The organism is Bacteroides sp. CACC 737 (assembly GCF_013874375.1).
In the GTDB taxonomy this organism is placed as follows: domain Bacteria; phylum Bacteroidota; class Bacteroidia; order Bacteroidales; family Bacteroidaceae; genus Bacteroides; species Bacteroides uniformis.
This window is the reverse complement of record NZ_CP059408.1, coordinates 2732531-2758575: the sequence shown is the minus strand read 5'-3', so window position 1 is coordinate 2758575 and position 26045 is coordinate 2732531. Positions and strand designations below refer to the sequence as shown.

Annotated in this window: 26 protein-coding genes and 1 tRNA gene; 11 read left to right on the top strand and 16 right to left on the bottom strand. The window is 43.7% G+C overall.

Annotation, left to right across the window (positions count from 1 at the left end; translation table 11 throughout):
- The first annotated feature begins 236 nt into the window (after positions 1 to 236).
- Positions 237 to 971, top strand: a complete 735-nt coding sequence (locus H1A11_RS11990) for an NADPH-dependent oxidoreductase (RefSeq protein ID WP_117600073.1) — start codon at positions 237 to 239, stop codon at positions 969 to 971.
- 95 nt (positions 972 to 1066) lie between these two features.
- On the opposite strand, the gene dnaA is transcribed toward H1A11_RS11990, so the two are convergent.
- The 3 genes from dnaA to H1A11_RS11975 all read right to left on the bottom strand — a co-directional run bounded on the left by dnaA (position 1067) and on the right by H1A11_RS11975 (position 4946).
- Positions 1067 to 2452, bottom strand: coding sequence for a chromosomal replication initiator protein DnaA (gene dnaA / locus H1A11_RS11985; protein ID WP_117599991.1), 1386 nt, complete (start codon positions 2450 to 2452; stop codon positions 1067 to 1069).
- Positions 2453 to 2803: 351 nt separating this feature from the next.
- Positions 2804 to 3697 (bottom strand): MlaD family protein, encoded by an 894-nt coding sequence (locus H1A11_RS11980; protein ID WP_005827282.1) that lies wholly within the window; start codon positions 3695 to 3697, stop codon positions 2804 to 2806.
- Positions 3698 to 3710: 13 nt separating this feature from the next.
- Positions 3711 to 4946 (bottom strand): N-acetylmuramoyl-L-alanine amidase, encoded by a 1236-nt coding sequence (locus H1A11_RS11975; protein WP_005827280.1) that lies wholly within the window; start codon positions 4944 to 4946, stop codon positions 3711 to 3713.
- A gap of 200 nt (positions 4947 to 5146) precedes the next feature.
- On the opposite strand from H1A11_RS11975, the gene H1A11_RS11970 reads away from it, so the two are divergent.
- Positions 5147 to 6100 (top strand): transporter, encoded by a 954-nt coding sequence (locus H1A11_RS11970; protein WP_181757258.1) that lies wholly within the window; start codon positions 5147 to 5149, stop codon positions 6098 to 6100.
- A gap of 12 nt (positions 6101 to 6112) precedes the next feature.
- Here H1A11_RS11970 and H1A11_RS11965 read toward each other — a convergent pair whose 3' ends face one another.
- From H1A11_RS11965 to H1A11_RS11935, 7 genes are all read right to left on the bottom strand, one after another.
- Positions 6113 to 6388: a hypothetical protein gene (locus H1A11_RS11965; protein ID WP_226791215.1), complete on the bottom strand. Its 276-nt coding sequence runs from the start codon at positions 6386 to 6388 to the stop codon at positions 6113 to 6115.
- 144 nt (positions 6389 to 6532) lie between these two features.
- Positions 6533 to 7114 carry a Crp/Fnr family transcriptional regulator gene (locus tag H1A11_RS11960; protein WP_016273024.1) on the bottom strand — a complete coding sequence of 194 codons (582 nt, stop codon included), beginning with the start codon at positions 7112 to 7114 and terminating at the stop codon, positions 6533 to 6535.
- Between the two features lie 31 nt (positions 7115 to 7145).
- Positions 7146 to 7505, bottom strand: coding sequence for a DUF3795 domain-containing protein (locus H1A11_RS11955; protein WP_117599997.1), 360 nt, complete (start codon positions 7503 to 7505; stop codon positions 7146 to 7148).
- The gene (locus H1A11_RS11950) at positions 7502 to 7984 is read right to left on the bottom strand and encodes a GNAT family N-acetyltransferase (protein ID WP_181757257.1); all 483 of its coding nucleotides are present in this window, start codon (positions 7982 to 7984) and stop codon (positions 7502 to 7504) included. The genes H1A11_RS11955 and H1A11_RS11950 overlap by 4 nt, the downstream gene beginning before the upstream one ends.
- Positions 7985 to 8241: 257 nt before the next feature.
- A complete protein-coding gene (locus H1A11_RS11945) occupies positions 8242 to 8529 on the bottom strand; it encodes a hypothetical protein (protein ID WP_044467809.1) in 288 nt (95 codons plus the stop codon).
- A 359-nt stretch (positions 8530 to 8888) separates the two neighbouring features.
- Positions 8889 to 9860 (bottom strand): glycosyltransferase family 2 protein, encoded by a 972-nt coding sequence (locus H1A11_RS11940; RefSeq protein ID WP_117599998.1) that lies wholly within the window; start codon positions 9858 to 9860, stop codon positions 8889 to 8891.
- A 51-nt stretch (positions 9861 to 9911) separates the two neighbouring features.
- Entirely contained in the window at positions 9912 to 10289 is a 378-nt protein-coding gene (locus H1A11_RS11935; RefSeq protein ID WP_181757256.1) for a GtrA family protein, read from the bottom strand.
- 188 nt (positions 10290 to 10477) lie between these two features.
- Between H1A11_RS11935 and H1A11_RS11930 the strand changes: the two genes are divergently transcribed.
- The 3 genes from H1A11_RS11930 (at position 10478) to H1A11_RS11920 (ending at position 15632) form a co-directional block, all read left to right on the top strand.
- Positions 10478 to 12211 carry a glycosyltransferase family 39 protein gene (locus tag H1A11_RS11930; protein ID WP_181757255.1) on the top strand — a complete coding sequence of 578 codons (1734 nt, stop codon included), beginning with the start codon at positions 10478 to 10480 and terminating at the stop codon, positions 12209 to 12211.
- A gap of 27 nt (positions 12212 to 12238) precedes the next feature.
- Positions 12239 to 12775, top strand: coding sequence for an HD domain-containing protein (locus H1A11_RS11925; protein ID WP_119961171.1), 537 nt, complete (start codon positions 12239 to 12241; stop codon positions 12773 to 12775).
- A gap of 79 nt (positions 12776 to 12854) precedes the next feature.
- Complete coding sequence (locus tag H1A11_RS11920) at positions 12855 to 15632, top strand: putative LPS assembly protein LptD (RefSeq protein ID WP_119961170.1); 2778 nt, start codon at positions 12855 to 12857, stop codon at positions 15630 to 15632.
- 3 nt (positions 15633 to 15635) lie between these two features.
- Here H1A11_RS11920 and ung read toward each other — a convergent pair whose 3' ends face one another.
- Positions 15636 to 16298, bottom strand: a complete 663-nt coding sequence (gene ung, locus H1A11_RS11915) for a uracil-DNA glycosylase (RefSeq protein WP_117600002.1) — start codon at positions 16296 to 16298, stop codon at positions 15636 to 15638.
- 103 nt (positions 16299 to 16401) lie between these two features.
- Positions 16402 to 17439, bottom strand: coding sequence for an aspartate--ammonia ligase (gene asnA, locus H1A11_RS11910; protein ID WP_117600003.1), 1038 nt, complete (start codon positions 17437 to 17439; stop codon positions 16402 to 16404).
- A 212-nt stretch (positions 17440 to 17651) separates the two neighbouring features.
- Between asnA and H1A11_RS11905 the strand changes: the two genes are divergently transcribed.
- The 5 genes from H1A11_RS11905 to H1A11_RS11885 all read left to right on the top strand — a co-directional run bounded on the left by H1A11_RS11905 (position 17652) and on the right by H1A11_RS11885 (position 20878).
- A tRNA-Arg gene (locus H1A11_RS11905) sits at positions 17652 to 17724 on the top strand.
- Between the two features lie 121 nt (positions 17725 to 17845).
- Complete coding sequence (gene msrA / locus H1A11_RS11900; RefSeq protein WP_138344982.1) at positions 17846 to 18487, top strand: peptide-methionine (S)-S-oxide reductase MsrA; 642 nt, start codon at positions 17846 to 17848, stop codon at positions 18485 to 18487.
- A gap of 6 nt (positions 18488 to 18493) precedes the next feature.
- On the top strand, positions 18494 to 18967 hold the full coding sequence (locus H1A11_RS11895; RefSeq protein ID WP_181757254.1) for a hypothetical protein: 474 nt from the start codon (positions 18494 to 18496) through the stop codon (positions 18965 to 18967).
- 90 nt (positions 18968 to 19057) lie between these two features.
- Entirely contained in the window at positions 19058 to 19888 is an 831-nt protein-coding gene (locus H1A11_RS11890; protein ID WP_181757253.1) for a MerR family transcriptional regulator, read from the top strand.
- A gap of 108 nt (positions 19889 to 19996) precedes the next feature.
- Positions 19997 to 20878, top strand: coding sequence for an alpha/beta hydrolase (locus H1A11_RS11885; RefSeq protein ID WP_181757252.1), 882 nt, complete (start codon positions 19997 to 19999; stop codon positions 20876 to 20878).
- Positions 20879 to 21282: 404 nt separating this feature from the next.
- Here the strand turns inward: H1A11_RS11885 and H1A11_RS11880 are convergent, their stop codons facing one another.
- Positions 21283 to 21720 (bottom strand): PepSY-like domain-containing protein, encoded by a 438-nt coding sequence (locus H1A11_RS11880; protein ID WP_181757251.1) that lies wholly within the window; start codon positions 21718 to 21720, stop codon positions 21283 to 21285.
- Between the two features lie 206 nt (positions 21721 to 21926).
- Between H1A11_RS11880 and H1A11_RS11875 the strand changes: the two genes are divergently transcribed.
- On the top strand, positions 21927 to 22553 hold the full coding sequence (locus H1A11_RS11875; protein WP_138344988.1) for a hypothetical protein: 627 nt from the start codon (positions 21927 to 21929) through the stop codon (positions 22551 to 22553).
- Positions 22554 to 22692: 139 nt separating this feature from the next.
- On the opposite strand, the gene H1A11_RS11870 is transcribed toward H1A11_RS11875, so the two are convergent.
- The 3 genes from H1A11_RS11870 to H1A11_RS11860 form a co-directional block, all read right to left on the bottom strand.
- Positions 22693 to 23448, bottom strand: coding sequence for an HAD family hydrolase (locus H1A11_RS11870; protein WP_138344990.1), 756 nt, complete (start codon positions 23446 to 23448; stop codon positions 22693 to 22695).
- Positions 23449 to 23578: 130 nt separating this feature from the next.
- The gene (locus H1A11_RS11865; RefSeq protein WP_117600007.1) at positions 23579 to 24916 is read right to left on the bottom strand and encodes a glucose-6-phosphate isomerase; all 1338 of its coding nucleotides are present in this window, start codon (positions 24914 to 24916) and stop codon (positions 23579 to 23581) included.
- Positions 24917 to 24964: 48 nt separating this feature from the next.
- Entirely contained in the window at positions 24965 to 25960 is a 996-nt protein-coding gene (locus H1A11_RS11860) for an NAD(P)H-dependent glycerol-3-phosphate dehydrogenase (RefSeq protein ID WP_044467854.1), read from the bottom strand.
- Positions 25961 to 26045 lie beyond the last annotated feature (85 nt).

Here is a 26045-nt window from a genome sequence, read left to right as displayed (position 1 = left end):
TTAATGCTTTGAGTAAACGAATAAGTTTTCCAAAATGGAATTTATTAACAACTTGTTGGGCTGAAAGGTTCTCGGTTTAGTCGAACATAAGGTTACTTTTATCTGCTCGTAAAGATAATAATTGTTCATTTCTTGTTGAAAAGATGTATTTTATTCCGGATATATGATGATGAAAAAAGTGTGAACTCTTGAATGAATTTTTCGTGGATTACATTATCTTTGCAAAAAAAGAAAGAATGGAAAGCTTGAAACAAAGGAGAACAATCCGAAAATACCAGCAGAAGGATATTTCTGCTGATTTGTTAAATGATTTGCTTGAAACCTCTTTCCGGGCTTCTACAGTCGGAAACATGCAGGTTTATAGTGTGATTGTGACGCGTGATGCAGAGCGTAAAGCCAAACTGGCGCCTGCACATTTCAATCAGCCGATGGTTCAGACGGCGCCGGTAGTGCTTACTTTCTGCATAGATTTGCGCCGTTTCAGCAAGTGGTGTGAGCAACGTAAGGCTGAGCCGGGATACAACAACTTTGAGTGGTTTGTGACGGGGGCTGTCGATACCTTGCTGGTGGCACAGACTTTTTGCGTGGCTGCCGAGAAGAAGGGGTTGGGCATTTGCTATCTGGGAACTACCACTTACAACCCTCAGATGATTGTCGAAGCGTTGAAGTTACCGGAATTGGTGTTTCCCATCACGACAGTCACAGTGGGATGGCCTGCCGAACAGCCGGAACAAGTGGACCGTTTACCGCTGGAGGCCATTGTACACGAAGAGTTTTATCATGATTATACTCCTCAGGACATTGACCGGTTGTATGCCTATAAAGAATCGCTTCCTGAGAACAAGCAGTTCATCTTGGAGAACAATAAGGAAACGCTGGCGCAGGTTTTTACAGATGTGCGTTATACGAAGAAAGACAGTGAGACAATGTCGGAGAATCTTTGGAAGATAATGAAAAAGCAGGGATTTTGAAAATTAAGGATTAGGGAAGATTAGGGATAAGGGGTTAAGCTAATGCATACTTAGCTGCATTTAATCCTTTATCCTTAATCCCTAATCCTTTATTCTTATCCTTTTTTCAGTGCGGCTTGAATCTCGTCGATTTCCGCACGGAATGATTTGTCTACCTCTTTCAGCTCTTTGATGGTTTTGCATGCATGCAATACAGTGGCATGGTCTTTATGTCCAATTAGCGCACCAATTTTTGCAGTAGAGAACTCTGTATAGTTTTTGGCTAAATACATGGCTATTTGTCGTGCTTGCACCACTTCCCGCTTTCTGGATTTTGTGTGGATGGTGGCTGTTTCCAATCCGAAATGCTTGCATACGGTGTTGATGATTTCATCGACAGTTACTGCTTTGCTTTCACTGTTCACCACCTTGCGTACGATACGTTGCGTCAGTTCCAGGTCTATTTCTTTATTGTATATGGTGGAATGTGCCATAATGGAAATGACGATGCCCTCCAGGTCACGTACACTGTCGCCCACGTTTTCTGCAATATAGTCAATCACTTCTTGGGGGAACTGCAGGCCGTCACGGTGTATTTTGTTGCGCAGAATGTTCTTGCGGAGCTCTACGGTAGGTTTCTCCAGCTCAGCTACCATTCCCCATTTAAAACGTGTGATCAGACGCTCTTCCATGCCTTGTAGCAATACCGGTGCACGGTCGGAGGTAAGGATAAGCTGCTTGCCGTTTTGATGCAGATGGTTGAAGATATGGAAGAATGTATTCTGCGTTTTGGTTACGCCGGCAAATTCCTGAATATCATCAATGATTAGAACATCAATGGTCTGGTAGAAGTTGATGAAGTCGTTAGTCGTATTGTTACGTACGGAATCGGTGTATTGCACTTGGAATAGGTGTGCAGATACATACAATACCCTTTTCTCCGGGTATAGTTCCTTGATTTTGGTTCCGATAGCATTGGCAAGATGGGTTTTGCCTACACCTGATGCTCCGTATAGGAACAGCGGATTGAAGATTGTTTTAGCCGGATTGAGAGCGACAGCTTCTGCAACGCTGCGCGACAGCTTGTTGCTGTAGCCTTCGATGAAGGTTTCAAAGTTGTATTCTGGATTAAGGTGCGGGTCAAGTTCGGGGACGGGAATCTGTGGGATCCTTTTGTCCATCACTTGTTTTTGCGGTATGATGGTACGTTGTGTAGACTCCAGGTCGACGGTTTTCCGCGAACTCTTGTCTACCATTACGTTATACATCAATTTAGTTCCCTCACCAATGACCTTATAGAGAGTCTTGCGCAACAAATCAACAAATTTGTCCTCCAAAAACTCATAGAAGAACTGGCTGGGCACTTGTACGACCAGCGTTTTGTCTTCATATTTTAAAGGTATGATGGGAAGAAACCATGTTTTGTATGTCTGCTCCGGAACATTGTCTCTGATGATTTCAAGACAGCGGTTCCACAGCCCGACATGATCTATTTCACTCATAACGGCTATAAATACATTTATTAATTAAGCATAACTTCTACGATTGCAAAATTGGCAATCTTATTCGAGAAAAACAAATCCTTTTTTTCTTGCGTTTTTAGGGAAAGTAATAAGCTCTTTACTTTCAGCTACTTATCGGTTACTATGAGTATACTCCTTATATAAGGTGTGTTGCATTTATCTAATACTTTGTCATATAGTGGTTTATGTAGCTTTGCGTCTCTTGTTTTCTTTCTGTGCCCAGAGCAGGAAAAAGCCCTTTTTCGCTCCTTGTATAGAGCAAATGAGGGCTTTCCTTTTAATTCCTTTATAGACTTATTATTTAGACAAAATCTATATAACGTCCATCTTTTACTTATCTTTCTTGCCGAATAGGGAGAAATGGACGTATCGTTTCGGATGCGATTTCAAGTCTTCCAATAAACTTGCTGCGTTGGCAGTGGTGGCGTTCAGATTATTATATAGAGAAGGGTCGTTTAGCAAAAGTCCGACGGTATTGTCTTTCTGGTTCAATTTGTCTGTAATCATTTTTACATTGTTCAAAGTTGCGTCTACCTTTTGCATGGCGGCAGCATAATCTATCTCCTTTAAGTTGTTGGAAATGAGTGCAAAGTTGTCTCCAATGGTATTGAGCTTGCCGGTCAGTTGTGGAATATCATCCTTCATTAGAGTTTGCAACTGGCGGCTTGTGACGGCCATACTTGCTGTTAAATCTTGTACGTTATGCAAGGTTGCAGGGATGGCGGGGTCGGCTAGTATGACATTTAAGGATGCGAGGATGGAATCCAGCTTGGGCAGCATCTTCTCTACTTGCGGCATCATGGTGGCAACTTTTTCCATCATTCCGTTGTTCAGCACGCCGGGGATTGTGTCTCCAATCTGGTATTTCTCCCGTGGGTTATTGGCAAGCAGCAGGTTCATCTTTACGCCGCCAAGCATTTCGGCTGCCAGTTCTGCCGTACTTCCTTTGGGAATGCGCAGCTCTGGGTCAACATCTATTTCGGCAACGACTTTGCCCGGTTGGGTATAGTCGTAGTACAAGTCGCGGACAATACCCACGCGGAAGCCGTCGGCAAAGACCGGGCTGGATTTTGTCAGCCCATTGACATTCTGGAATTTCACGTAGAAATAGCTGGAGGGCTTGAACATATTTATCCCTTTCAGGTAGTTGATGCCGTATACCAATATGCAAAGTGCAGCTATGCCTGCTATTCCTATTCTAACTTCTTTTGTAATATACTTCATGATGTATCTTTTGTTATTTATTTCTGTTCTTTTTAAATTCGCTGATGGCTGTGTTGACGTTTATCTTTTCTCCATTCTTGAACGCAATGATGAATGCGTCCTTGAATTTGTCCGTAATGCTACGTTTGCTGCGCAGCACCTTGTTGTAATCGGGTGATGCGCCGTACGTATATTTGTAGATTCCGCCTTCTTTATAATAATCCACGTCTTTCAGTCCTTTCAGTCTTTTGTCATTCTTGGCCAGAGGACGTGAAGAAGTGAGTATCTGTATCTTAAACACGATGCCGCTCTGTTCTGTTTGGGAAACGGCTGCATTTTCTGACCTTTGCGGGCGTTGGGCAGCTTGGTTACTCTCCGCTTGAGGTGCATTTTTCTTTTCCGGTGTCGCTGTAGCTGCGTTGCCTTCTTCTTGAACGGGCTCGGGTACATCCTCCGGAAGAATGGTATTGCTGCTTCCGTTCAACCGGATTTCCTGCTCGCGCTTATAGGTGAGGAAAGCGCGGAAGATACCGTTGGCAAGTGAGGTGGTTCCTGCTTCAGTGTTCAGGTACCGTTCCTCTTCCGGTGTGGAGATGAATCCGAGTTCCACCAGTATGCTTGGCATGGCACTGGCCTTCAATACCAGAAAACCTGCCTGGTGCACGCCCCGATCTGTACGTTTGCAGGTTTGGCGGAAATGCTTTTGTACGAGGGAGGCGAGGTGCACACTCTGTGACATGTATTTGTCTTGCATGAATTCGAAGATGATGTAGGACTCTGCCGAGTTGGGATTGAAGCCGGCATACCGCGTCTTGTAGTCGCTTTCGTAGAGGATAACGGCATTTTCGCGCTTGGCTACTTCCAGATTGGCATCCGATTTTGCCAGACCCAGTGTCCAGGTGGAGGCTCCTTTGGCCGTCCGGTTTTTGGCCAGGGCATTGGTATGTATGGAGATGAACAAATCAGCTTTGGCGTTATTGGCAATTTCAGCGCGCCGGTCCAGGGGGATGAATATGTCCCGGTCCCGCGTATAGATAACTTTTACATCAGGGCAGTTCTTCTTGATTTGTTTGCCAAGTTTGAGTGCTACATTCAGGTTGATATTCTTCTCTTTGGAAATTTTTCCCACTGCACCCGGGTCGTGTCCACCGTGTCCGGGGTCTATAACGACAACAAAGTCTTTCGCTTCAGCGCTGCCACTGCAAAAGGGGGAGATAAGCAGCCCTAAGCATATACTTATATATAATATGTATCGTCTGTATAGTTTCATATAATTGTAGCAAAGACAATGCTTCCTTTTCGCTTGGCAAATGTAGTGGAAATTTATAGAAAACTAATGGATTATGTTCAGTTTTATTGTTCTTCTTCTCATTTTTAGTGTAATTAATGTCTGTGTTTGAGTAATTAGTGGCTCAATGTATTGATAATATGCGTAACTTTGCGGCAGATAATTAAAATAGCAAATCAAGTATGCTGGTTCGTTTTATAAAGAACTGGACGTTGCCTTTGGCAATGCTTGCCGGTACTTTGGGATATTTCTTTTTTGCAGACATTCCTTTTGTGGCGCCTGCCAAACCTTATGTGAATGTGTTAGTGGCTTTCCTGACTCCACTTTTGATTTTTTCCCAACTTCTGCTCACTTTCTGTAAGGTGGAGGTGCATGAACTGAAACCCAAATCGTGGCATGGATGGTTACTGCTGTTCCAGACGGTTTCTTGCTTGATTGTTGCGGTATTGTTGGTGTGTTGCCCTATGGAGGAGGTCTACCGGGAAGTGTTTGAAGGTGCAATGGTCTGTCTCATTTGTCCCACTGCAACCGCTGCGGCTGTCATTACCGGTAAACTGGGTGGAAGCGCATCCAGCCTGACGACCTATACGTTGTTGTCCAATCTTCTGGCGGCTGTGGCTGTTCCTTTGGTTTTCCCGTTGGTGGGGCCTCATGCTGACATTACTTTTTTTGTTGCATTCCTGAAAATTCTGAGTAAAGTCTTTCCATTGCTGCTTTGTCCTTTCTTGCTGGCATGGTTTCTGCGTGCGTTTGTGCCGAAGGTGCATCATTTTCTGTTGGGTTTCCATGATGCAGCCTTCTATTTGTGGGCGGTAGCTCTTGCCATTGTCTCAGGGCAGACGGTACGTTCATTGGTCAATAGTGATGCACCGGTATTTGTTGAACTGCTGATAGCCCTGGCGGGACTGATAACCTGCTGTATACAATTCTATTTAGGAAAGAGAATCGGCGGCCATTATGGTGAACGCATCAGCGGAGGGCAGGCGCTGGGGCAAAAGAATACGGTGCTTGCCATCTGGATGGCATATACTTATCTTAATCCGTTATCTTCCGTCGGTCCGGGATCGTATGTGCTGTGGCAGAATATAATCAATAGTTATCAGCTGTGGAAGAAAAGGAAAAATGAGACGGAATAACTACTGAGTATTTTACATCTTATTTGCTTTATGGACATAGAGGGTGGTTGCAACAATTATCAGTACAAATGCCATAATGAGGAATATTATCCGGATAAGACGATGTTTTGAAAATAGGTTGGCCATGCAGGCAGAAGCCACGCTGAAACGGGCTATTATAGAATCAATTGTGACGTTTTCGAAAAAGACTGATGCAATACTCCATAGTGCAATAATGGTTAATATTGCATTGGCTGATAAACAAAGAATTTTATCAAGTGGCATTCTAAATACTTTTCTTGTTCTCATATATAGGACTCTATGTTTTAACTCCTTTCATTCTTGCCTTTCGCTGAATCAGCCAAAGGATAGGGCAAAGATAAAAGAGAACTTTCTAACAGAATCAATATTGTCTTGGAATATTGTTAAATGATTGAATTTCTAAACCTATGTTTATTCTTTGCTGTCAAAACTCTGTTTGTGTCTGATGCGGCTCATGTGAATAGGGGTTATTTTCAAGTAAGACGCAATTTCTTTTAGGGGTACCATTTGTAGGATTTCTGGACATTTTTTAAGAAGTTGGAGATAGCGTTCTTCCGATGTAAATCTGAACAAATCCAAGTAACGTGAATACGACTGAAAAAATAATTGTTCGGCTGCAATGCGGGCTATTCGTTGATTTTCTTTGTTCTCTTCAAATTCTTGTAGAAGTAATTCGGAAGAACAGATGTAGATTCTACATGGGGTTATTGCTTGTATATTCAATTCAGATTTTATGTTATATAAACAATTGGGATAATCAGAGATAAATTCATTGGCAAAAGAAAAACCTACATTATATGTTTTGTTTTCAGTTTGGTTGATGCAGGTATATTTGATTACACCGGATACAATAAACCCGAAGAAAGAACCGACTTCTCCCTCTCGGAGGATAAACTCATTTCTTTTATAATACCGTAGTTCTCCGTTTCTTAAACACAGTTCCCTAAAAAAATCAGTGTCTATATTGCCCATGTATGAATTAAAATCTGTCATTTACAACACATGTTTTTCGAAAGGTACAAAATTATTGTTTTATTCCTGATTTTCTGTCATTGTTGGTAAGCTGGTCGTGGACTCTCTCATTATAATACTTTAAAAATTTAACTTCACCTACGTTTTTTAAAAGCTTTTGGTTTTCAATGAAGTTTTGTCCGTATTTTAGCCAACGTTTGGTAAATCTTTTGAATTTAGTACATGGGAAATCAGAACATTGGAAACAATGTGTTATTCCTTTTTCCAAGCAACATAAATGGAATGTTTTACATTTTTCACAGCGAGAGCCATTCTGTTCTGCTCCTTTGCAGGGACTTTTTTCTCTTGTGTATATGGGACAACCACCACAAAAGACACCACAAGCAGGAATACGTCCGTTATACGATTTCATTCAGCCAGCCTTTTCTCCATCCAAAAATTGGTGAGATAAAGTTGGTTGGCTTTGCGTTTCTGTTCCACTTCTACTATATAGCCTCTTTTCTCAAAGAATGGACGGGCTGTCAGGCTTACTTCTGATGTAATTCGCATGATTCCTCTTGTGGTTGCATACCGTTCTATCTCATTTAGAAGTATGGTAGCAATGCCTTTACCTTGAAAATCTTTATGAACAAACATAGAATGCAAATATCCTTGGTGGGTAATGGATGAAAAGCCGACAATCTGTGACTGTTGATTGGTTGCCACAATAAAATAATGTGTCTTAATCATGTCTTTTATGCGGGAGAGGTCGTTTCCACACGATGCCCAATCTGCCGCTTCTGCTTCTGAATAGTCACGCTTGTTTATATGGAGGACTGTCTCTTGAAACAAACTCATAAGTTCAAGGGCATCAGACCGTTGGGCAATTCTAATTGTAAAATCTGTATTCATGTTTTTAAGTGCTAAAATGTATGCTTTTAGATGTTCCATGTTCTAACAGAAAGTCTTTCAATGTATTTATTGTGTTTGCAAAGATAATCTTTTCATTTCTAATTTATTGGTTTAGGAAAATCAAGTTGTTGATTCTCTGCTTCGAATATAAAAAGCATGCGAATTTTTTATGAAGCATGGAAATCTGCTTTCAATCGCCAGCCAATGGCTGATGAGTTTAACCGGGTAGATTTCTTGCCAATTGGTTTCAGACCTGCTTATAAGAACAATTTATAACAAAGTACTCCCAATAAAAGCAAGACTAAAGCACATGCTGCAAGAATCGTCTTTGCCCTGAATAGATGTTCTTTATCTGACAATTCCTTTTCAGTAGTATTTCTTCGGATTTTTTCTATTTCCTCAATGGTTACATCGGCTCTCTCAGGACCTTTTCTGTCTACAAGGTATTTGTAGTGTTCCCGCATCCGTCCTCTGCTCAGCTTGCGAAGAGCACGGTTCTCTTTATCCCTTTGTAGCATGTCATTGATGCAGCCTAATGTTCCCATAAGCAGATTTTTATCATGTGTAAGCAAAATGGTTTGCTTGCACGTGTACTAAGATACGGCATTTATGTCGCTTTCGCAAGCGATTTGGTGTCTTTTTGATGTAAACTGATGTGACGATACGATTTTGATGGTTATGTTAACTCATTGTCTGCTAGAGAGTAATTTTGCCAACCCATTGCCATGCTTTTGGCAAACTTTTGCCAACGCGGTGGCAAAGTCTTGCCAATAGGGTGGCAAAATCTTGCCAACTTGTCGGCAAGAAAGACACATACTGTTCCCTATACCTTTATTATAGTGTGATAGCGTGATAAGTGTTTTTCCTTTTTTAAACTTTTGTGTAGAATGATGATGGGCTTCTTTTATTCTGTTTTGCCGGATGGCATCAGAAGCTCTTCTTCATTGTAGCGCGGTCGATCCTTCACCTCAATGTATATTTTGCCGATGTATTCGCCCACAATTCCCAAGGACACAAGTATCACGCCTCCTACCAACCAGACGGAAATCATCAGTGATGACCATCCGGGAACGGTGTTATGCTGTGTGTAGGAGTGAAGTGTCCATCCGGTGACACATAGTGCCACAAGAATAAAGATGCAGCCTATCCAAAAAATCATACGGACCGGTTTGACGGAAAAAGAAGTGATGCCGTCAATGGCAAAGTTGAGCATCTTCCGGAAAGGATACTTTGATTCTCCGGCAAAGCGTTTTTCACGGTTGTAATACACGCAGTCCGTCCGGTAGCCGATGAGAGGAACCAATCCGCGAAGAAAAAGGTTGCGTTCCCGGAAACGGCATAGGTGCTGTACGGCTCTTTGGCTCATCAGGCGGTAGTCAGCATGGTTGTAGACGGATTTTACCCCCATTGCTTTCATCAGCCGATAAAAGACTAAAGCGGTGTTACGTTTGAAGAAAGTGTCGGTCTTCCGTTCTTTACGTACGCCATAAACGATGTCATTGCCCGCTTTATAGCTGTTTATCATGTCCGGAATCACCTGGATGTCATCTTGCAAGTCTGCATCAATGGAGATGGCTATCTCGCAACGGTCTTTTACTGCATTGAGTCCTGCCAGCAGGGCATTCTGGTGTCCTACGTTTCCTGCCAGGTTCAGTCCGCAGGCATAGGCCGTATGCTGGTGCAGTTCTTTGATGATAGCCCATGTCTGGTCGGTGCTTCCGTCGTTTACATATAATATATAGCTTTCCGGGGAAATTTGTCGGGCTTGTATCAGCCGGTCGAATAATTGGCTCAATCGTTTATGGGTTTCATGCAGCACTGCCTCTTCTTTGTAGCAAGGTACGACAACGGCGAGTATGGGAGAGTTTTCCATCATAGAACAAATCTTTTTGCAATATTCGTAAGAAATCGGGAGAAAAACAAATTATCACTCTTTTCTTTTGAAAACGAAACGTACGAGTAAGAAGTTGACCGGAATGGCGATGGCGAAAACCGGAATGGGGGCCAGAGGTTTGGGGATGCCCATCCAGAGAGAGAGGTTCAGCAACCCCATGTGTAGCAGATAGCTGCATAAGTGTGCCCCTCCAAATCCGAAGGCTTTTCTCCATGAGGGCTTTCGGCCGAAGGTAAAGTAAGCAGTCAGATAGAAATTGGCGATGAAGCTGAGAGCATATCCCAGTGTATAGGCTATGTTTACATTGATAATCCGTTGTAATACAAAATACAATCCGTAGTGCAGAGCTGTCGCAAAGATGCCCACCATTACGAAGCGTACAAATTCCGGTAGTTGTTTCAGCCGCTTCATCTTAACATTAAATATCTACTCTCTGTTGCCATTATCATTAGGGCGGCAAAGTTAGGCATTGTTTCAGAATTATTTGTAATTTTGCTTTGCGAAAATAAGCTGCATCTCAGCAAATTGCAAATAAATTTGCATCTGCTTTCGGTTTGCGCTATCTTTGCGTCCAGAAAACATAAAAAAACAAATAAGGTATGTCGGACAGAAAGAAGGCGTTCTGGTTTATTGCGCTGCTGAGTGTGCTTGTGGTTGTTCCCTTTCTGGGAGAAACAATTTTTTATTCCAAGGGGGAACCGCGGGAGGCGATTGTTGCCCTTTCTATGCTGGAAAGTGGAAACTGGATACTTCCAGTGAACTATGGTACTGATATTGCTTATAAACCCCCTTTCTTCTACTGGTCAATAGCCGCCGTCTCTTCCCTTTTTGGAGAGGTGACGGAGTTTTCCGCCCGTTTCCCGTCTGCATTGGCTTTTTTAGCCATGCAGTTGATGTTCTTTGCCTTTGTGGCAAAACGTAAAAACGTTCAAACGGCGTTTCTGGCCTCTATTCTTCTTTTGTCTTCTTTCGAGGTGCATCGGGCAGCTGTCGCTTGTCGGGTCGATATGGTTCAGGTTGCCTTTATCGTTATTTCCCTTTGTCTGCTGTTCCGCTGGGATGAGAAGGGATGCCGCGGAGTGCCCTGGCTTGCGGTGTTGTTGATGGGATGTGCCACGTTGACTAAAGGGCCGGTAGGCTCCATATTCCCTTGCGCATGTATCGGTGTGTATCAGTTGTTGCGCGGACGTTCTTTCTGGAAAGCGTTTTTCTCGTTGGCAGGTATCGGCTTGCTTTCTTTTGTTCCTTATTTAGCTTGGGTATACGTAGCTTACAGACAAGGTGGACAACCGTTCCTCGATTTGGTTCTGGAGGAGAATACCGGGCGGTTTATGGGCAAAATGTCCTACGAGTCCCATGAAAATCCTATATGGTATAATTTCCTGACTTTGATTTGGGGGTGGATCCCCTGGACGTTGGTTCTGGTAATTTCCTTGTTTGGCTTGAAGTGGAAAAATATGCGTTGTCTGCCGGAAGGGGAGACCCTGCTGTTGCGGTTGAAGAAGGGCTGGACTGCTTTCCGCAACCAGTCTCCGGTACAATTGTTCACGTGGCTGGTCATTCTGATAATCTTTGTCTTTTACTGCATCCCCAAGAGTAAGCGGAGTGTTTATCTGCTTCCCATCTATCCGTTTATGGCAGTGCTGATAGCTGAGTATCTGTTGGCTTTGGTACAAAAGGGGGCACGAGTTTTCAGGATTTGTGCAATCATCTTTGCTTCTTTGGGCTTGTTGCTTACGCTTGTTTTTGTCGTAGTTCGTCTCGGCCTGGTTCCCGACAGCGTTTTTGGAAGCGGACGTCATGCCGCTGAGAATGTAGCCTTTATGCATGCGTTGGAGGATGTGGCTTTGTCTGTTCCCAAGTGGCTCCTGGTGGCGCTTCCCGTAGTAGCTGCTGTCTGCACATCACGCATGGTGATAAAGCGTGTGGATAGCCGGTCATTATTATATGGCATAGCAGGATGTATGCTCTGCCTTTTCGTATCATTGGATTCGGTTTATCAGCCCACGGTGCTGGCTGTGAAATCAGATAAACATCTGGCTGAAAGGGTCAATACGTATGTTCCGGAAGGTGTGGTCTATTCTTACTCGAAAATGAGTTTCTATGGTGTTAACTTCTATCTGAAAGACCGCATGCGGCACATTGAAAAGGAACGTCCGTCCAGCGGGGAGGGCTATTTGTTGGTTCCCGTAAAGGAGGAGGAGAATATGTTGGGAGAGCTGGAACAGACGTATCATCTGGAAAAGATATTCCGTACAGACAGACGCAGTTGTGATATGCGTAATGAAATCTGCATGTATAAATTTAGGGCGATTGACATTCATAACCCATAATTTATAACTCATAACTCATAACTTAAAATGAATCCGATAGATATCATTAACAAATATTATCCGGAAGAGAATGAGTTGCGGCATATACTGTTGACGCACAGCCGTTCCGTAGCCGACAAGTCGTTATGGATTGCCGACCGCCATCCGGAACTTTCATTGGATAAGGATTTTCTGTACGAGGCTGCCATGCTGCACGATATAGGCATTTTTCTTACAGATGCGGCAGGTATCCATTGTTTTGGTGACAAGCCTTATATCTGTCACGGTTATTTGGGAGCCGACTTGATGCGTGGCGAAGGATATCCCCGCCATGCTTTGGTTTGTGAACGCCATACGGGTGCCGGACTTTCATTGAAGGAAATCATTGCGCAGGATTTGCCTGTGCCTCATCGTGAAATGGTTCCGGTCAGCTTGGAAGAACAAGTTATCTGTTTTGCCGATAAGTTTTATTCAAAAACTCATTTGGAAAAGGAGAAAAGTGTAGAAAAAGCTCGTAAAAGTTTGGAACGTTATGGTGAAGAAGGGGTACGGCGCTTTGATAATTGGTGCGAACAGTTCTTGTAGCAATCTAAATTTCTTTAAAAAGGGAGATTATCCGTATAAATTATGTACTTTTGCCCCTCCAAGCGTAAACTATTAGTTAATGACGCCATTGAAAGCAAATACATTCATATCATTCATACTACTATTCGTCTTGCTTCTTCTCTCTGGTGGAGCTGCTTCTCAGCATCGTAGAGGGAAGGTTGTACCTCCGGATACCCAACGGACGGATTCATTGCAACGTGGCGACACCTTGCAGGTGGGAGACACTTTACAACATGGGGCGGGATTGCCCAATGACTCGTTGCGACAAGATACGATAGCTCCCCCTCCTCCCAAGAAGGATGCGCTGGATGCTCCCGTCGCTTATGAAGCCAATGACTCCATTGTGTTTACACAGAGTGGTTTTGCTCATCTTTACGGTCAAGGGAAAGTGAGTTATCCAGGAGCTGATTTGGAAGCTGAGATTATTTCTATGGATATGGATAATAGCACGGTTTTTGCTCGTGGTGTAGTCGATTCTGTAGGGACAGCTAAAGGACGTCCGGTTTTTAAAGATGGAGACACCTCTTACGAAACTGACACTATCCGTTATAACTTCAAGAGTAAAAGAGGGCTTATCAGTAATGTTGTTAGCCAGCAGGGTGAAGGGTATGTGACTGGTAACAATGCAAAAAAAGGAAATAATGATGAGCTTTATATGAAAAGTGGGCGTTACACGACTTGTGATCATCATGATCATCCTCACTTTTATATGCAGATGACCTATGCCAAAGTGCGTCCGAAAAAGAATGTAGTGACGGGACCTGCCTATCTGGTTGTAGAGGATGTACCGCTCCCTCTTGCCGTTCCGTTTTTCTTTTTTCCGTTCTCAAGCAGTTACCAGTCTGGTTTTCTGATGCCTACCTATATGGATGACTCTAATCGTGGTTTTGGTCTTACTGACGGTGGATACTATTTTGCCATCAGTGATCAAATGGATTTGAAGCTGAGGGCGGATATCTTTACGAAAGGCTCTTGGGCGCTTAATATGGAGTCGAACTATGTGAAGCGTTATAAATATTCCGGTTTGCTTCAGGCGAGCTATCAGGTGACTAAGACCGGTGACAAAGGCTTGCCCGACTACTCAGTTGCCAAAGACTTCAAAGTGGTGTGGTCTCATCGGCAGGATCCTAAAGCAAATCCTAATTCTACTTTTTCTGCCAGTGTGAACTTTGCTACTAGTAGTTATGAGCGTACCAATATTGACAATATGTACAATTCGCAGGCTATGTCTCAGAATACCAAGACTTCCAGTGTCAGCTATTCGCGCAACTTTCCTGATCAGCATTTGAATATTTCCATGTCAAGTAATATTGCACAAAGTATGAAAGACTCTTCTATTGCTGTGACTTTGCCTGACATGACCATTTCCTTGAGTACTATTTTCCCTTTTAAACGTAAACATGCTGTTGGAGATGAAAGGTGGTATGAGAAGATTTCAGTACGTTATACCGGTCGTCTGAAGAACAGCATCAAGACGAAAGACAATCTGTTGTTCAAAAAGAACTTGATACGCGATTGGGAGAACGGTATGCAGCATGAGATTCCTGTAAGTGCCACGTTTACTTTATTCAAATACTTCAATGTTACACCTTCTGTGAATTATACAGAGCGTTGGTACACCCGCAAGGTGAAGAAGGACTGGGATGATGAGCAAGGCAAGGAGGTAAACGATACGACTTACGGTTTTCACCGTGTGTATGACTACAGTGCCAGTTTGGGTATCAACACTAAACTTTATGGCATGTACAAGCCGCTGTTCATGAAGAAGAAGGAGATACAGATCCGTCATGTCATCACCCCCTCTATCAGTTTCAGCGCTGCGCCCGATTTTACTTCATCCCGTTATGGCTATTACGATTCTTATATAAAGGATCAGAATGGTGTCCGTGATACTGTGCAGTATTCTTATTATGCCGGTCAGGTATTCACTCCGCCAAGTGGGGGAAAGCAGGGACTTATCAGTTTCAATATCTCTAACAACCTTGAAATGAAGTTCAAGGATAAGAATGACTCTATCCGCAAGGTGAGCCTGATTGACGATTTGACTATGGGTATCAGTTACAACACAGCTGCCCAGGTGCGTCCTTGGAGTGACTTGACCTTTAATCTTCGTCTGAAGTTGAGTAAGAGTTATACTTTGAGTATGAACTCTACCTTTGCCACTTATGCCTACGAGTTTGACGAGAACGGAAGGGTGGTGCCCGGTAACCGTACAGAATGGTCTTATGGTCGTTTTGGCCGTTGGTCTGGATATGGTACATCCTTCAGTTGGACTGTGAACAATGATTCGTGGAAGAAGATAAGGAACTTCTTCACCGGTCAGAAGGATGATGAGGAGCAGGACCAGGATCAGAATGCTTCGACGGAGGAAGACGGTGATATGGAGGGGGAAGCCACCGAGGGTGGTACTCCGAAGAAGAAGACTGAAAAGGCTGCTGCCGACGCTGACGGTTATCAGGTATTCAAGATGCCTTGGTCCATCAACTTCAGTACCGGTTTCAATATTACGGAAGACACCAGTAAGCCCATTAATCGTAAGAACATGCGCTATCCGTACAAATTCAGCCTGAATTCCCTTAATATAAACGGTAACGTCAAGCTTACCAATAAATGGGCTGTCAGCTTCAATTCCGGTTATGACTTCAATGCGAAGGAGATAACGCAGACCGCTTTTAACATCACACGTGACCTACACTGTTTCAGCATGACGGCTGCCATATCACCTTTCGGACGATGGAAATACTATAACTTTACCATTCGTGCCAATGCAAGTATCCTGCAGGACTTGAAATGGGAACAGAGAAGCCAGACTCAGAGTAATATTCAGTGGTATTGATGTTTACCAAACGATTTCCTTTTCCCCGTGCTCTCTCAGGTAATCATTCGTTTTGCTGAAATGCTTGTTCCCGAAGAAGCCGTTATAGGCGGATAGGGGAGATGGATGTGCCGAGGTAAGTACTAAATGTCGGTTACGGTCGATGAATGCCCCTTTGCGTTGGGCATAGGCTCCCCAAAGAATAAATACAAGATGCTCTTTTTCTTCGGCGAGAATGCGGATGGCCGCATCTGTAAATGTTTCCCAACCGCGGTTTTGGTGAGAACCGGCTTGGTGTGCACGTACGGTGAGGGTAGCATTGAGCAGCAATATGCCTTGCTCTGCCCAGCGTGTCAGATTTCCGGTAGTGGGGGCATCAGTGCCAATGTCATTTTTTATTTCCTTGAAAATATTAAGTAGGGAAGGAGGGAAGGGAACACCATCATTTACGGAGAAGCAAAGTCCGTGTGCTTGTCCCGGACCATGATAGGGGTCTTGACCGATTATCACGACTTTTACTTTGTCAAAAGGGCATAGGTTGAATGCATTGAATATCAGCTTTCCCGGAGGATATATGGCATATTTCCCATATTCGTCCCGTACAAAATCAGTCAATGTACGGAAATAATCTTTCTCAAATTCAGGTTGCAGATGTGCTTTCCAGCTTTCTTCTATTTGAACATTCATAATTGGATCTGTTAGTAGTTTCGGATGCTAAAGTACAAAATAAAAAATAAAGTCCAACCTTTTGAGGGTTGAACTTTATATTATATGACGGGATAAACGTATATCAAATCAGGTGTATATTGTGTTCCTTACACTCTTTGCGCATATCTTCTGGCCAGATACTGGCTTGTATCTCACCGATATGCGCCTTGCGCAGATAGAACATACAGAGACGGGACTGTCCTATACCGCCGCCGATGGAAAGCGGCAGTGTATCATTCATCAAGCGTTTGTGGAAGTAAAGTTCCAGACGTTCCTCTTCGCCTTCCTCTTTGAGCTGGTGAAGCAGGGCTTCCTTGTCTACACGGATACCCATGGAGGAAAGTTCGATGCTGCGTTGCAGGATGTGGTCCCATAGCAAGAGGTCACCGTTCAGTCCGGGGAGGTCGTTCAGTCCTTTGCTGGTATAGTCATCATAGTCCGGAGCACGTCCGTCATGTTTCTTTCCGTCGCTCAGCTTGCATCCGATACCGATGATGAACACCGCACCGTATTTCTTGCAAATGGCATGTTCGCGGCATTTGGGTTCCAAGTCCGGATATAGTTGGCGCAATTCTTCGGCATGAATAAAGTGAAGTTTCTGGGGCAGGCAAGGCTTGATTTGCGGATACATCTCATATACCATATATTCTGTGCGCACCATGGCTGCATAGATACGGGTTACTATCTCCTTGAGGAATTCCACATTGCGGTCTTCGGCAGTAATGACGCGTTCCCAGTCCCACTGGTCTACATAAAGGGAATGCAGATTACCCAGCTCTTCATCGGCACGGATGGCATTCATGTCTGTGTAGATGCCATATCCTGGTTCGATATGATATTCGGCAAGCGTGAGGCGTTTCCATTTGGCGAGGGAGTGTACCACTTCAGCTTTGGCGTCACCCAAATCTTTGATAGGGAAAGTCACGGCACGTTCCACTCCATTGAGGTCGTCATTGATACCCATTCCTTTCAATACGAACAGTGGAGCTGTCACACGTCGCAGGCGCAGTTCGGAAGAGAGGTTTAATTGGAAAAACTCTTTAATTTGTTTAATCCCTAATTCAGTCTGTTTTAGGTCCAATAAAGGTTTGTAACCTTCAGGTGTTATCAGGTAGCTCATAAATCTATTCAGTATAGCTTCTATTAAATTGCTCGGCAAAGATAGGAATAATATTGATACTTGCTTCTGTTTTGTGAAAAAAAATAGCAAAATGTTTGTATAATTGCGGTTAGTCTTCTCAAAGTAATAATAAAAATATTCCTCGGTTTGATATAAAAAGCGTTTGAATGTTAGGAATCTGCTAATTTTTTTATACTTTTGCATCCACATTTGGCTCCGTAGCTTAGTGAATAGAGCGTCAGATTCCGGTTCTGAAGGTCGTGCGTTTGAATCGCACCGGGGTCACAAAGAAAGGAACTCCCTTTGCATGAATACTTTGCAAAGGGAGTCCTTTTTTATACAATACATCCAGAAAAGTCAACCATACGGTTCTCTTTCTTGTTATAATTTCCATAGAGGCAGAGGTATGAAACAAATAATATTTATTTTTGCAATGTTAATGATTGGTCTGTCCTATGCCGGTAAGCCGGAAGGACGGTCAGAAAGGAGAACAGACATGAAACCAATGAAAGAGATTTATCTGGCAGGAGGATGTTTTTGGGGTACCGAACATTTCCTGAAACAAATAGAAGGTGTGGAGGCTACCCAGGTGGGATATGCCAATGGAAATATAGCCAATCCTACCTATCAGCAGGTATGTACCGGCACCACGGACTTTGCCGAAACCGTAAAAGTACAGTATGACGCCGATAAGGTGGACTTGCCTTTCCTTATCGACCTTTATTTCAAAACGATTGACCCTACCAGCCTCAATAAGCAAGGAGGTGATAGAGGTACACAATATCGCACGGGTATCTATTATACGGATACCGCCGACCTGCCCGTTATTCGTGAAACTGTTGACCGGCTGGCTGCCAACTACTCCCGTCCGTTGGTGGTAGAGATAGAGCCTTTGAAGAACTTCTATCCCGCCGAAGATTATCATCAAGACTATCTGGACAAAAATCCGGGTGGATATTGCCACATTAACCCCGCCTTGTTCGACTTGGCGCGTAAAGCGAAGATGAAGAAAGAAGGAGATGGCGAGTATTTAAATCAGGAAAAGTAACGGATAATGGATATACTGTTAATAAGTAATGAAGATACGTGCCGCAGCCGTATCGCGCAGGAACTCCTGCATGCATTTGGCAGGGGAATGAACATCTCTACGGCAGGAATTATGGAGGGGAACTGCGTTCCCGATGCTGTGTGCAATGTGATGGAACAGAATGGTTTCAGCGTATCTCGCAAGAAACCCTCTGGTGTCGGGACCTATACGCACCGGCCATGGGACTACGTGATTACTCTATGTAAAGAAGCCGGAGAAGAACTGAAATTTATCACTCTGGATGCCAAGCAGCAGGCGCATTTTGATTTTGAAGATCCCTTTAAAAATCGTTTTCAAAATGAAAGTGAACAGGAGCAACAAGTTGTCGCACTCTATGAAATCATGTACCGGCAGCTGTATGAATTTTACCGTAATGAACTGAGCGAGCAGCTGTTGCCTCGTTGTACGTGCGGTGCAAATACCTATTGCCGTTGCGAATAGTGAAATATGTGTTTTTTTTGAAGCAATCTCTTGACTCGTACCTAAGGGCAGGACCTATCTTTGCATCATAAACAAAATGCGCATGAGTTTATGAAGAATAAAATGAAGTTTAAAATCGGAGAGTTTTCCAAACTTTGCCAAGTGACCGTTAAGACGCTTCGTCATTATGAAGAGATAGGATTGATGATACCCGTTGAAGTGGATGAGTGGACGGGGTATCGCTATTACGACATCAGCCAGCTCCGGTGTATGAGCCGTATTGTTTACCTCAAGCAATTAGGGTTCAGCCTCGAAGAGATATCCGAGTTGTTTGCCGATGGCAAGGAATTTCCGGATGCTGAATTGTTGAAGGTTAAAATAGAACGTTGCAAAAACGAGATTGAACACTTGATATGGCGGCAGACCGAACTTGCCAAATTGGAAAATTTACTCCATAAACAAGAGAATGTTATGGAAAAAGTGTTTAAGAAATCCCTTCCTTCAAGAATTTTTGCTACCCATCGCCGTAAAATAGACTCTTATCAGGAGCTGTTCAATCTTTGTCCGAATATCATCGGGCCTGAAATGTACCGTTTGGGTTGTGAATGTCCTGCCCCGGAATATTGTTTCACGGTGGAATATAATGAGGAATATGGGGTTGATATTGATATCGAGTTTTTTGAAGCGGTGGCTGAACGCAAGGAAGATTCGGAGCTGATTAAATTCAAGGAACTTCCGGAAGTACCGGTTGCGCTCTGTGTCAACCATTACGGTGCTTATGAGCATATGCCCGAAACTTTCGCCGAGCTTTTTGCGTATGCCGAGGCAAATGGATACGAGGTTATTGACCATCCCCGGTTTTGCCATATTGACGGCATTTGGAACAAAGAAACGGTGGATGAATGGATGACGGAAATTCAGTTGCCCATCAAACTTTCTTAATCAGCCTTTGATTTCTGCGGAAAGCTTTCAACCGTGAGAATACCTAAAAATAGGGATAGGTAGTCAACTTATTTTCTGCGAACTTTGCAGACTGAAAAAAGAATTGAAATGAGAAGCCTGCATATTCTGTTCATATTGGTAGTTGTCACTTGGCTCGGTTTTCCGCTGAGAGCGCAAGAAGCTATTTCTATCGGGACTCGCCACACTTTGTTTTCGCATGTCTTGAATGAGGTTAGGGAGTATTGGGTGTATGTACCTGCAATCCGCCCGGGTGAAAAAGAGGAAAGTTATCCGGTTCTTTATTTGCTGGACGGTGATTCTTTTTTTCATTCGGTGGTAGGTTTTACTCGCTTGTTTTCCACCTCCAAAGTTTCTTCCTTACCGCCCTGTATCGTTGTGGCTGTCCTGAATACAGACAGAACCAGAGACTTTACGCCAACCTGTTCCGCTGCCCGGCGTGACGGAACTGTCCGTCCGGGCGATAAACCGGAAGGGGGTGGGGCAGGACAATTTTGCCGTTTTCTGACGGAGGAGCTACGCCCCGCAGTAGAACAAGACTTGCCGGTGAATGGACAACACTTGTTGGCCGGACATTCTTATGCCGGGTTGTTCACGCTGCATGTTTTGCTGAATTATCCCGGTGCATTTGATACATACATCGCCATAGACCCCAGTTTATGGTGGGATAAAGGATATTTTCAGAAACAGGTAGAACGGCAGGTAGATAAGGTTGACTTTTCAGGAAAGCAACTGTATGTTGCGTTTGCCACTCAGCCGCGTCCTGATAGGAAGCTGATCCACTTTCCTCTGACAGATGATTTTATAGGGAGTGCAGTTCCTCGTATGGAGAAGCGGCATTTGTGGGTGGTATTAAAAAAGTTCCCGGAAGAGACGCATGGAACGGTTGCTCTTCCAGGATTTTATGACGGACTGAAAACGTTGTTCTTCCGTTCTGCGGTTGGAATTTCTCTGCCGAACAAACCTCTCTGAAAAAAACTCTATTTTTCAGTAAGCTGAATGATATGGCCATTGTACTAAGGGGACTACCTATACCATGGTGAGGTCTGCCAAAATCCTGAAAGCGTCATAGCCTGAGTTGCCTTCCGGCAGAAAGCGCCGAGAAGCGCCGTTTCCTTATAAATCAGTATTTTCAGCTCCGGAGAAGGTTGAGTGTCCTTCTCCGGACACACTGATTAAAAAACTGCAAAAGTGCAGCCGGGGCTTCGTTGACTCCGGGCAATTGGAATAGTAGTACAACCACTGTTGTACAATGAGCGCAGCACCATATGCCCTGCTACCGTACGGAAGTGCATAAAAAAAAGAGTTGTCTGGAGAAACCCTCTCCAAGCAACTCTTTTCAGCTTCTTGATACTTTATAAAAATCTTTCTTGTCATCAATCGTCAATGTCAATCACCCTCATTTTAGAGTCAAATGTAATTTCCCAACGATTAGACAACTTTATCTCATACTCATTGTCATCGTACTCAATCTGAAGAATTCTTGCATCCGGATAATTGGTCTTTACATAGTTACGTATCGCTTCCGGTACAATCTGTGCAGGAACTTCACTTTGTCTGCATCGTACCTCCTTCCATTCTCCCGATTTATCAAATTCTACCTTCTCCCCATTCGTGAACACCACATCATAGCTTTTATAAAACATTCCCGACTCTAATTTAGCCATTGCCACCTTATGGTCTTTAAAGTAAGTCTTGATAAATGTCTGCGCCTTCGCGGGCAACTGGCTCATCTCTATCGGCTTATCATTATCCGCCATTACCATTGTATGCACTGCAAACATACAAACCAACATCATAACTAACTTTTTCATACTTCTCTATTTTTTAATAATTAATACTTTATTTGTTTTTTGTATTGCAAAGATGAGAAGGAAATCTGGAAAGAATTGGGAAAAAAACTCTATTTTTGGAAATGAAAAAAAAAAAATCTATTTTGAAAATGGGTGTTGTGGCTCTTCACCTATGAATTTTTGTTTGCAATGAATATTATTTAAAGACACAATAGACTATTATGGCTATGAAAATATTAAATCAGTTTATCGATGATTTTGTAGGTGTTTTCCAATATCGGTTTATGGATACCTTTCAATATTTTAAAGAAAGGAAGAAAAGTGAATATTTAGGAGATAGATTTGAGGAATGGGTTGTGAAGAACTCCAATATTAGTAAAGATGGTTATTCGGATCTATGTGATAAGAAAATATTTTGGCGGCTTTTAGATTGGAGAGGTGATAAATACATTGAGGGTTATAGGCCTCTGTCTTCATCATCTCCGGATTTGTTGATGGAGTGTGTTACCACAGCGAGTACCATTCATGAAGTTGGAGATATTATAGCTGTAGAATGTAAATGGCGAAGTAAGATAGGTTTTTATCTCGATATAAGAGACATTGAAAAGTACGAGAGGTATATGAATTCTAATCTGTTGAGCCGTCCGGTAAAAAACTTGTTTTATGTTTTTGGCTTTGGATGGTGTGGTGATGGTCCGGAATCTGTTTATGTAGTTCCTGCCAGAGAATTGTACGATTATGATAAAGATACCTGTAGAATAACGTTCCCTATTAAAGAAACCGAGAAGGAGAAAATGGGTAGATTGGAGCGCTTTAAGAAGAAAGACAATAGATGCCTTCTGTACATCAAGTAATGACATTTAGAGCGATACGGCAGAATGTTAGATATTGATTAAACTATAAAAATCAGTAAAGTACTACTGTATACCGATAAAGTATGCAGTAGTACTTTGTTATATAAACTCGAATCAACTGTTATTGTTTGGGTCGCCGTCAATCTTTGTGGCGAAGGCTATTACTGGCATCTAATGCGGTTTGCAACCTTTCCCAGTCGTCACAAAGCGCCTGCATGGAAGGAAACAATAAATCAGCTCCGGCATCCAGTAATACCTGCTTGTCCAGTGGACCTGTATTGACTGCTACAGTGAATATGCCTGCTGCTGTTCCGGCTTGTACTCCGATAGGTGCATTTTCTACAACTATAGCTTCATTGGCTTGTACTCCGGCTTTTTCCAGTCCCATCAAATAAGGCTCAGGATGGGGCTTCCCGTATTTCACATCAAAGGCGGTCACCATGTGGTCGCGCTGAAACATACCGGGGAAGTTATGGGCAAGGCGGTTCAGCAGGGAGTGTTGGCCCGAACCGGTGACAAGTACCGGAGTAAGTCCTGCCGCTTTTACCTTTTGCAGTACTTCCCAAGCACCCGGCATACGTTCCGGTTCCGGGTGGGTACTGAATTCGGCACTTTTCTCTGCATAGATGCTTTCTATCATCTCGGGAGTGGCATCCTTGCCATACTGGCGTTGATAAACGATATTGATGGTGGAGGCTCCGGTACGTCCCTCGTGCATGTATGCCTCTTCACGGCTCAAGTGCAGGCCATGGCGTTTCATTACTTTATGCCAGGCATCGGCATGGTAGGGCATGGAGTTGAACAGTACGCCGTCCATGTCAAAAAGAACTGCTTTCAATTGGATGTTGGAATGCCCGTGCTTTTCCAGATAACGGGCGATAGAGTTTTCGAACACTTGGTAGATTGAGGATTAAAAATTAAGAAATGCAGGGTAAATAAATTGAGAGTTGAAAATCGGGAAACGGCTTTTCATTGCGCTTATTGCACAGTCATTTCTCAATTCTCAACTCTCAATTCCTGATTTATCAAAGTCTTGCCTGGATGGCTTTGGACTCTTCTTCGTAGCCCGGCTTGTTCAGCAGTGCAAACATATTCTTCTTGTATGCTTCCACACCCGGTTGGTTGAATGGATTGACTCCCAGAATGTAACCGCTGATGCCGCAAGCTATTTCAAAGAAGTAGAGCAGACCTCCGATGCTTTCTTCATTCAGTGCAGGGATAACGATGCGCATGTTGGGTACGCCGCCGTCAACGTGGGCAAGCTGTGTTCCCAATTCGGCCATCTTGTTCACTTCGTCCACGTGCTTGCCTGCCAGGAAGTTCAGTCCGTCGAGATTCGCTTCGTCCGAAGGTACCTGCAGGGAGTGCTGTGTCTTTTCCACGGAGATGACAGTTTCGTAGATGGTACGTTCGCCTTCCTGAATCCATTGTCCCATGGAGTGCAGGTCGGTGGAGAAATCTACGGCAGCAGGGAAGATACCCTTGTTTTCCTTACCTTCGGATTCACCATAAAGCTGTTTCCACCATTCGCTTACGTAGTGCAGTTTGGGATTGTAGTTTACGAGGATTTCAATCTTCTTGCCGTTCTTGTAGAGCTCGTTACGTGTAGCTGCATAGATGGCAGCGGGATTTTCTGCAAACGGAACATCTTTTCCACAAGCCTTTTCCATGGCAACTGCACCTGCAACCAGTTTCTCAATGTCGAAACCTGCTATTGCGATGGGCAGCAAGCCTACCGGAGTCAATACAGAGAAACGTCCGCCTACGTTATCGGGGATGATAAAGGACTTGTATCCTTCCTTGTCGGCCGTTACGCGGGCAGCGCCTTTCTTGGCATCGGTGATGGCAACGATAACCTTCTTTGCCATATCCTTGCCGCGTTGGTCTTCGCATTGCTTTTTCAGCAGACGGAACGCCAGGGCTGTTTCAGTAGTAGTACCGGATTTGGAGATGTTGATAACACCGAATTTCTTGTCTTTCAAGTATTCGGTAAGCTCATATAGATAATCTTCACCGATATTGTGTCCTGCATACAGAATGACCGGAGCCGTTTTCTTGTCTTGCAACCAGGTGAAGCTGTTTGACAAAGCCTCTATCACCGCACGTGCACCGAGATAACTTCCGCCAATACCGGCAACTACTACTACTTCGCAGTTGTCACGCAACGTCTGTGCGGTAGCCTTTAGGTCAGCCAGGTGCTCTTTAGTGATGGAAGAGGGGAGGTGCAGCCAGCCTAAGAAGTCGTTGCCCTTACCGGTACCATTCTCTAATGCTTCCTGTGCAGCCTTTACTTGGGCTTCATAGGCGAAAACGTTTTCTTTGGAGATGAATCCAAGAGTCTTTTCAATGTTCAAACTAATCATAATATTCTAGGTTTTAAATTCAGTATTTCGTTTTATCTTTTTTCGCGCTTACCGGAATGAATCGGTAAGCAGCTTGATTTCAATCGTCGGCGAGATACGCTCATACAGAATGTTGTATACTGCATCTACAATAGGCATGTTGACATGATAATGCTTGTTGATTTCCTTGATACATTTTGTACCGTAATATCCTTCAGCAATCATTTCCATCTCAATCTGCGCGCTTTTCACGGAGTATCCCTTGCCAATCATCGTGCCGAATGTGCGGTTACGGCTGAAATTGGAATATCCCGTCACCAGCAGGTCACCTAAATAAACGGAATCATTTACGTTTCTGTTCAGTGGATGTACCGTTTGCAGGAATCTGTTCATTTCCTGTATGGCATTGGACATAAGCACAGCCTGAAAGTTGTCGCCATATTTCAGACCGCTGCAAATACCGGCTGCAATGGCATATACATTTTTCAGCACCGAACTGTATTCAATGCCGGCAACGTCATTACTGACAGAGGTCTTGATGAATGAACTGGCCAGTTTGCGGGCAATGGTGCAAGCCTTGTCGGTGTCGGGACAAGCAATGGTCAAGTAAGAAAGGCGTTCCAGAGCCACTTCTTCCGCATGGCAGGGACCTGCCAATACAGCAATATTCTCAGCCGGGACGCCATATTCCTTAGTGAAATATTCCGAGACAATCAAGTTGTCATCGGGTACAATACCTTTGATGGCAGTTATGATGAATTTATCCTTAATCTTAGTCTTCAGTTTCTTCAAGTGAACCTTCAGATAAGGGGAAGGTGTAACGAAGATGAGCGTATCAGATTCTTTCACGACATCATTGATGTTGGAGTTGAAGTTGATACGCTTGGTATCAAACTTGACGCCCGTCAGGTAGGCAGGGTTATGGCCAAGCCGTTTGAAGTCGGCAATACGGTCGTCTCGCCGCATATACCAGTTTATCGACTCCGCTTGGGCCAGTACCATTTTGGCAATGGCAGTTGCCCAACTTCCTCCGCCCATGATGGCTATCTTACCGGGTAGTTTCATATCGAAATTAATAATTAAAAACTAAAAATTAAAAGGGGGTGAAGGAGCGCGCCTTCACCTTCCTCCTATCTTTAATTTTGCCTAT

Bases quoted from the DNA above. Each gene is read 5' to 3' on its own strand.
- H1A11_RS11990 (WP_117600073.1), top strand. From the start codon at position 237: ATGGAAAGCTTGAAACAAAGGAGAACAATCCGAAAATACCAGCAGAAG.
- dnaA (WP_117599991.1), bottom strand. From the start codon at position 2,452: ATGAGTGAAATAGATCATGTCGGGCTGTGGAACCGCTGTCTTGAAATC.
- H1A11_RS11980 (WP_005827282.1), bottom strand. From the start codon at position 3,697: ATGAAGTATATTACAAAAGAAGTTAGAATAGGAATAGCAGGCATAGCT.
- H1A11_RS11975 (WP_005827280.1), bottom strand. From the start codon at position 4,946: ATGAAACTATACAGACGATACATATTATATATAAGTATATGCTTAGGG.
- H1A11_RS11970 (WP_181757258.1), top strand. From the start codon at position 5,147: ATGCTGGTTCGTTTTATAAAGAACTGGACGTTGCCTTTGGCAATGCTT.
- H1A11_RS11965 (WP_226791215.1), bottom strand. From the start codon at position 6,388: ATGAGAACAAGAAAAGTATTTAGAATGCCACTTGATAAAATTCTTTGT.
- H1A11_RS11960 (WP_016273024.1), bottom strand. From the start codon at position 7,114: ATGACAGATTTTAATTCATACATGGGCAATATAGACACTGATTTTTTT.
- H1A11_RS11955 (WP_117599997.1), bottom strand. From the start codon at position 7,505: ATGAAATCGTATAACGGACGTATTCCTGCTTGTGGTGTCTTTTGTGGT.
- H1A11_RS11950 (WP_181757257.1), bottom strand. From the start codon at position 7,984: ATGAATACAGATTTTACAATTAGAATTGCCCAACGGTCTGATGCCCTT.
- H1A11_RS11945 (WP_044467809.1), bottom strand. From the start codon at position 8,529: ATGGGAACATTAGGCTGCATCAATGACATGCTACAAAGGGATAAAGAG.
- H1A11_RS11940 (WP_117599998.1), bottom strand. From the start codon at position 9,860: ATGATGGAAAACTCTCCCATACTCGCCGTTGTCGTACCTTGCTACAAA.
- H1A11_RS11935 (WP_181757256.1), bottom strand. From the start codon at position 10,289: ATGAAGCGGCTGAAACAACTACCGGAATTTGTACGCTTCGTAATGGTG.
- H1A11_RS11930 (WP_181757255.1), top strand. From the start codon at position 10,478: ATGTCGGACAGAAAGAAGGCGTTCTGGTTTATTGCGCTGCTGAGTGTG.
- H1A11_RS11925 (WP_119961171.1), top strand. From the start codon at position 12,239: ATGAATCCGATAGATATCATTAACAAATATTATCCGGAAGAGAATGAG.
- H1A11_RS11920 (WP_119961170.1), top strand. From the start codon at position 12,855: ATGACGCCATTGAAAGCAAATACATTCATATCATTCATACTACTATTC.
- ung (WP_117600002.1), bottom strand. From the start codon at position 16,298: ATGAATGTTCAAATAGAAGAAAGCTGGAAAGCACATCTGCAACCTGAA.
- asnA (WP_117600003.1), bottom strand. From the start codon at position 17,439: ATGAGCTACCTGATAACACCTGAAGGTTACAAACCTTTATTGGACCTA.
- msrA (WP_138344982.1), top strand. From the start codon at position 17,846: ATGAAACAAATAATATTTATTTTTGCAATGTTAATGATTGGTCTGTCC.
- H1A11_RS11895 (WP_181757254.1), top strand. From the start codon at position 18,494: ATGGATATACTGTTAATAAGTAATGAAGATACGTGCCGCAGCCGTATC.
- H1A11_RS11890 (WP_181757253.1), top strand. From the start codon at position 19,058: ATGAAGAATAAAATGAAGTTTAAAATCGGAGAGTTTTCCAAACTTTGC.
- H1A11_RS11885 (WP_181757252.1), top strand. From the start codon at position 19,997: ATGAGAAGCCTGCATATTCTGTTCATATTGGTAGTTGTCACTTGGCTC.
- H1A11_RS11880 (WP_181757251.1), bottom strand. From the start codon at position 21,720: ATGAAAAAGTTAGTTATGATGTTGGTTTGTATGTTTGCAGTGCATACA.
- H1A11_RS11875 (WP_138344988.1), top strand. From the start codon at position 21,927: ATGAAAATATTAAATCAGTTTATCGATGATTTTGTAGGTGTTTTCCAA.
- H1A11_RS11865 (WP_117600007.1), bottom strand. From the start codon at position 24,916: ATGATTAGTTTGAACATTGAAAAGACTCTTGGATTCATCTCCAAAGAA.
- H1A11_RS11860 (WP_044467854.1), bottom strand. From the start codon at position 25,960: ATGAAACTACCCGGTAAGATAGCCATCATGGGCGGAGGAAGTTGGGCA.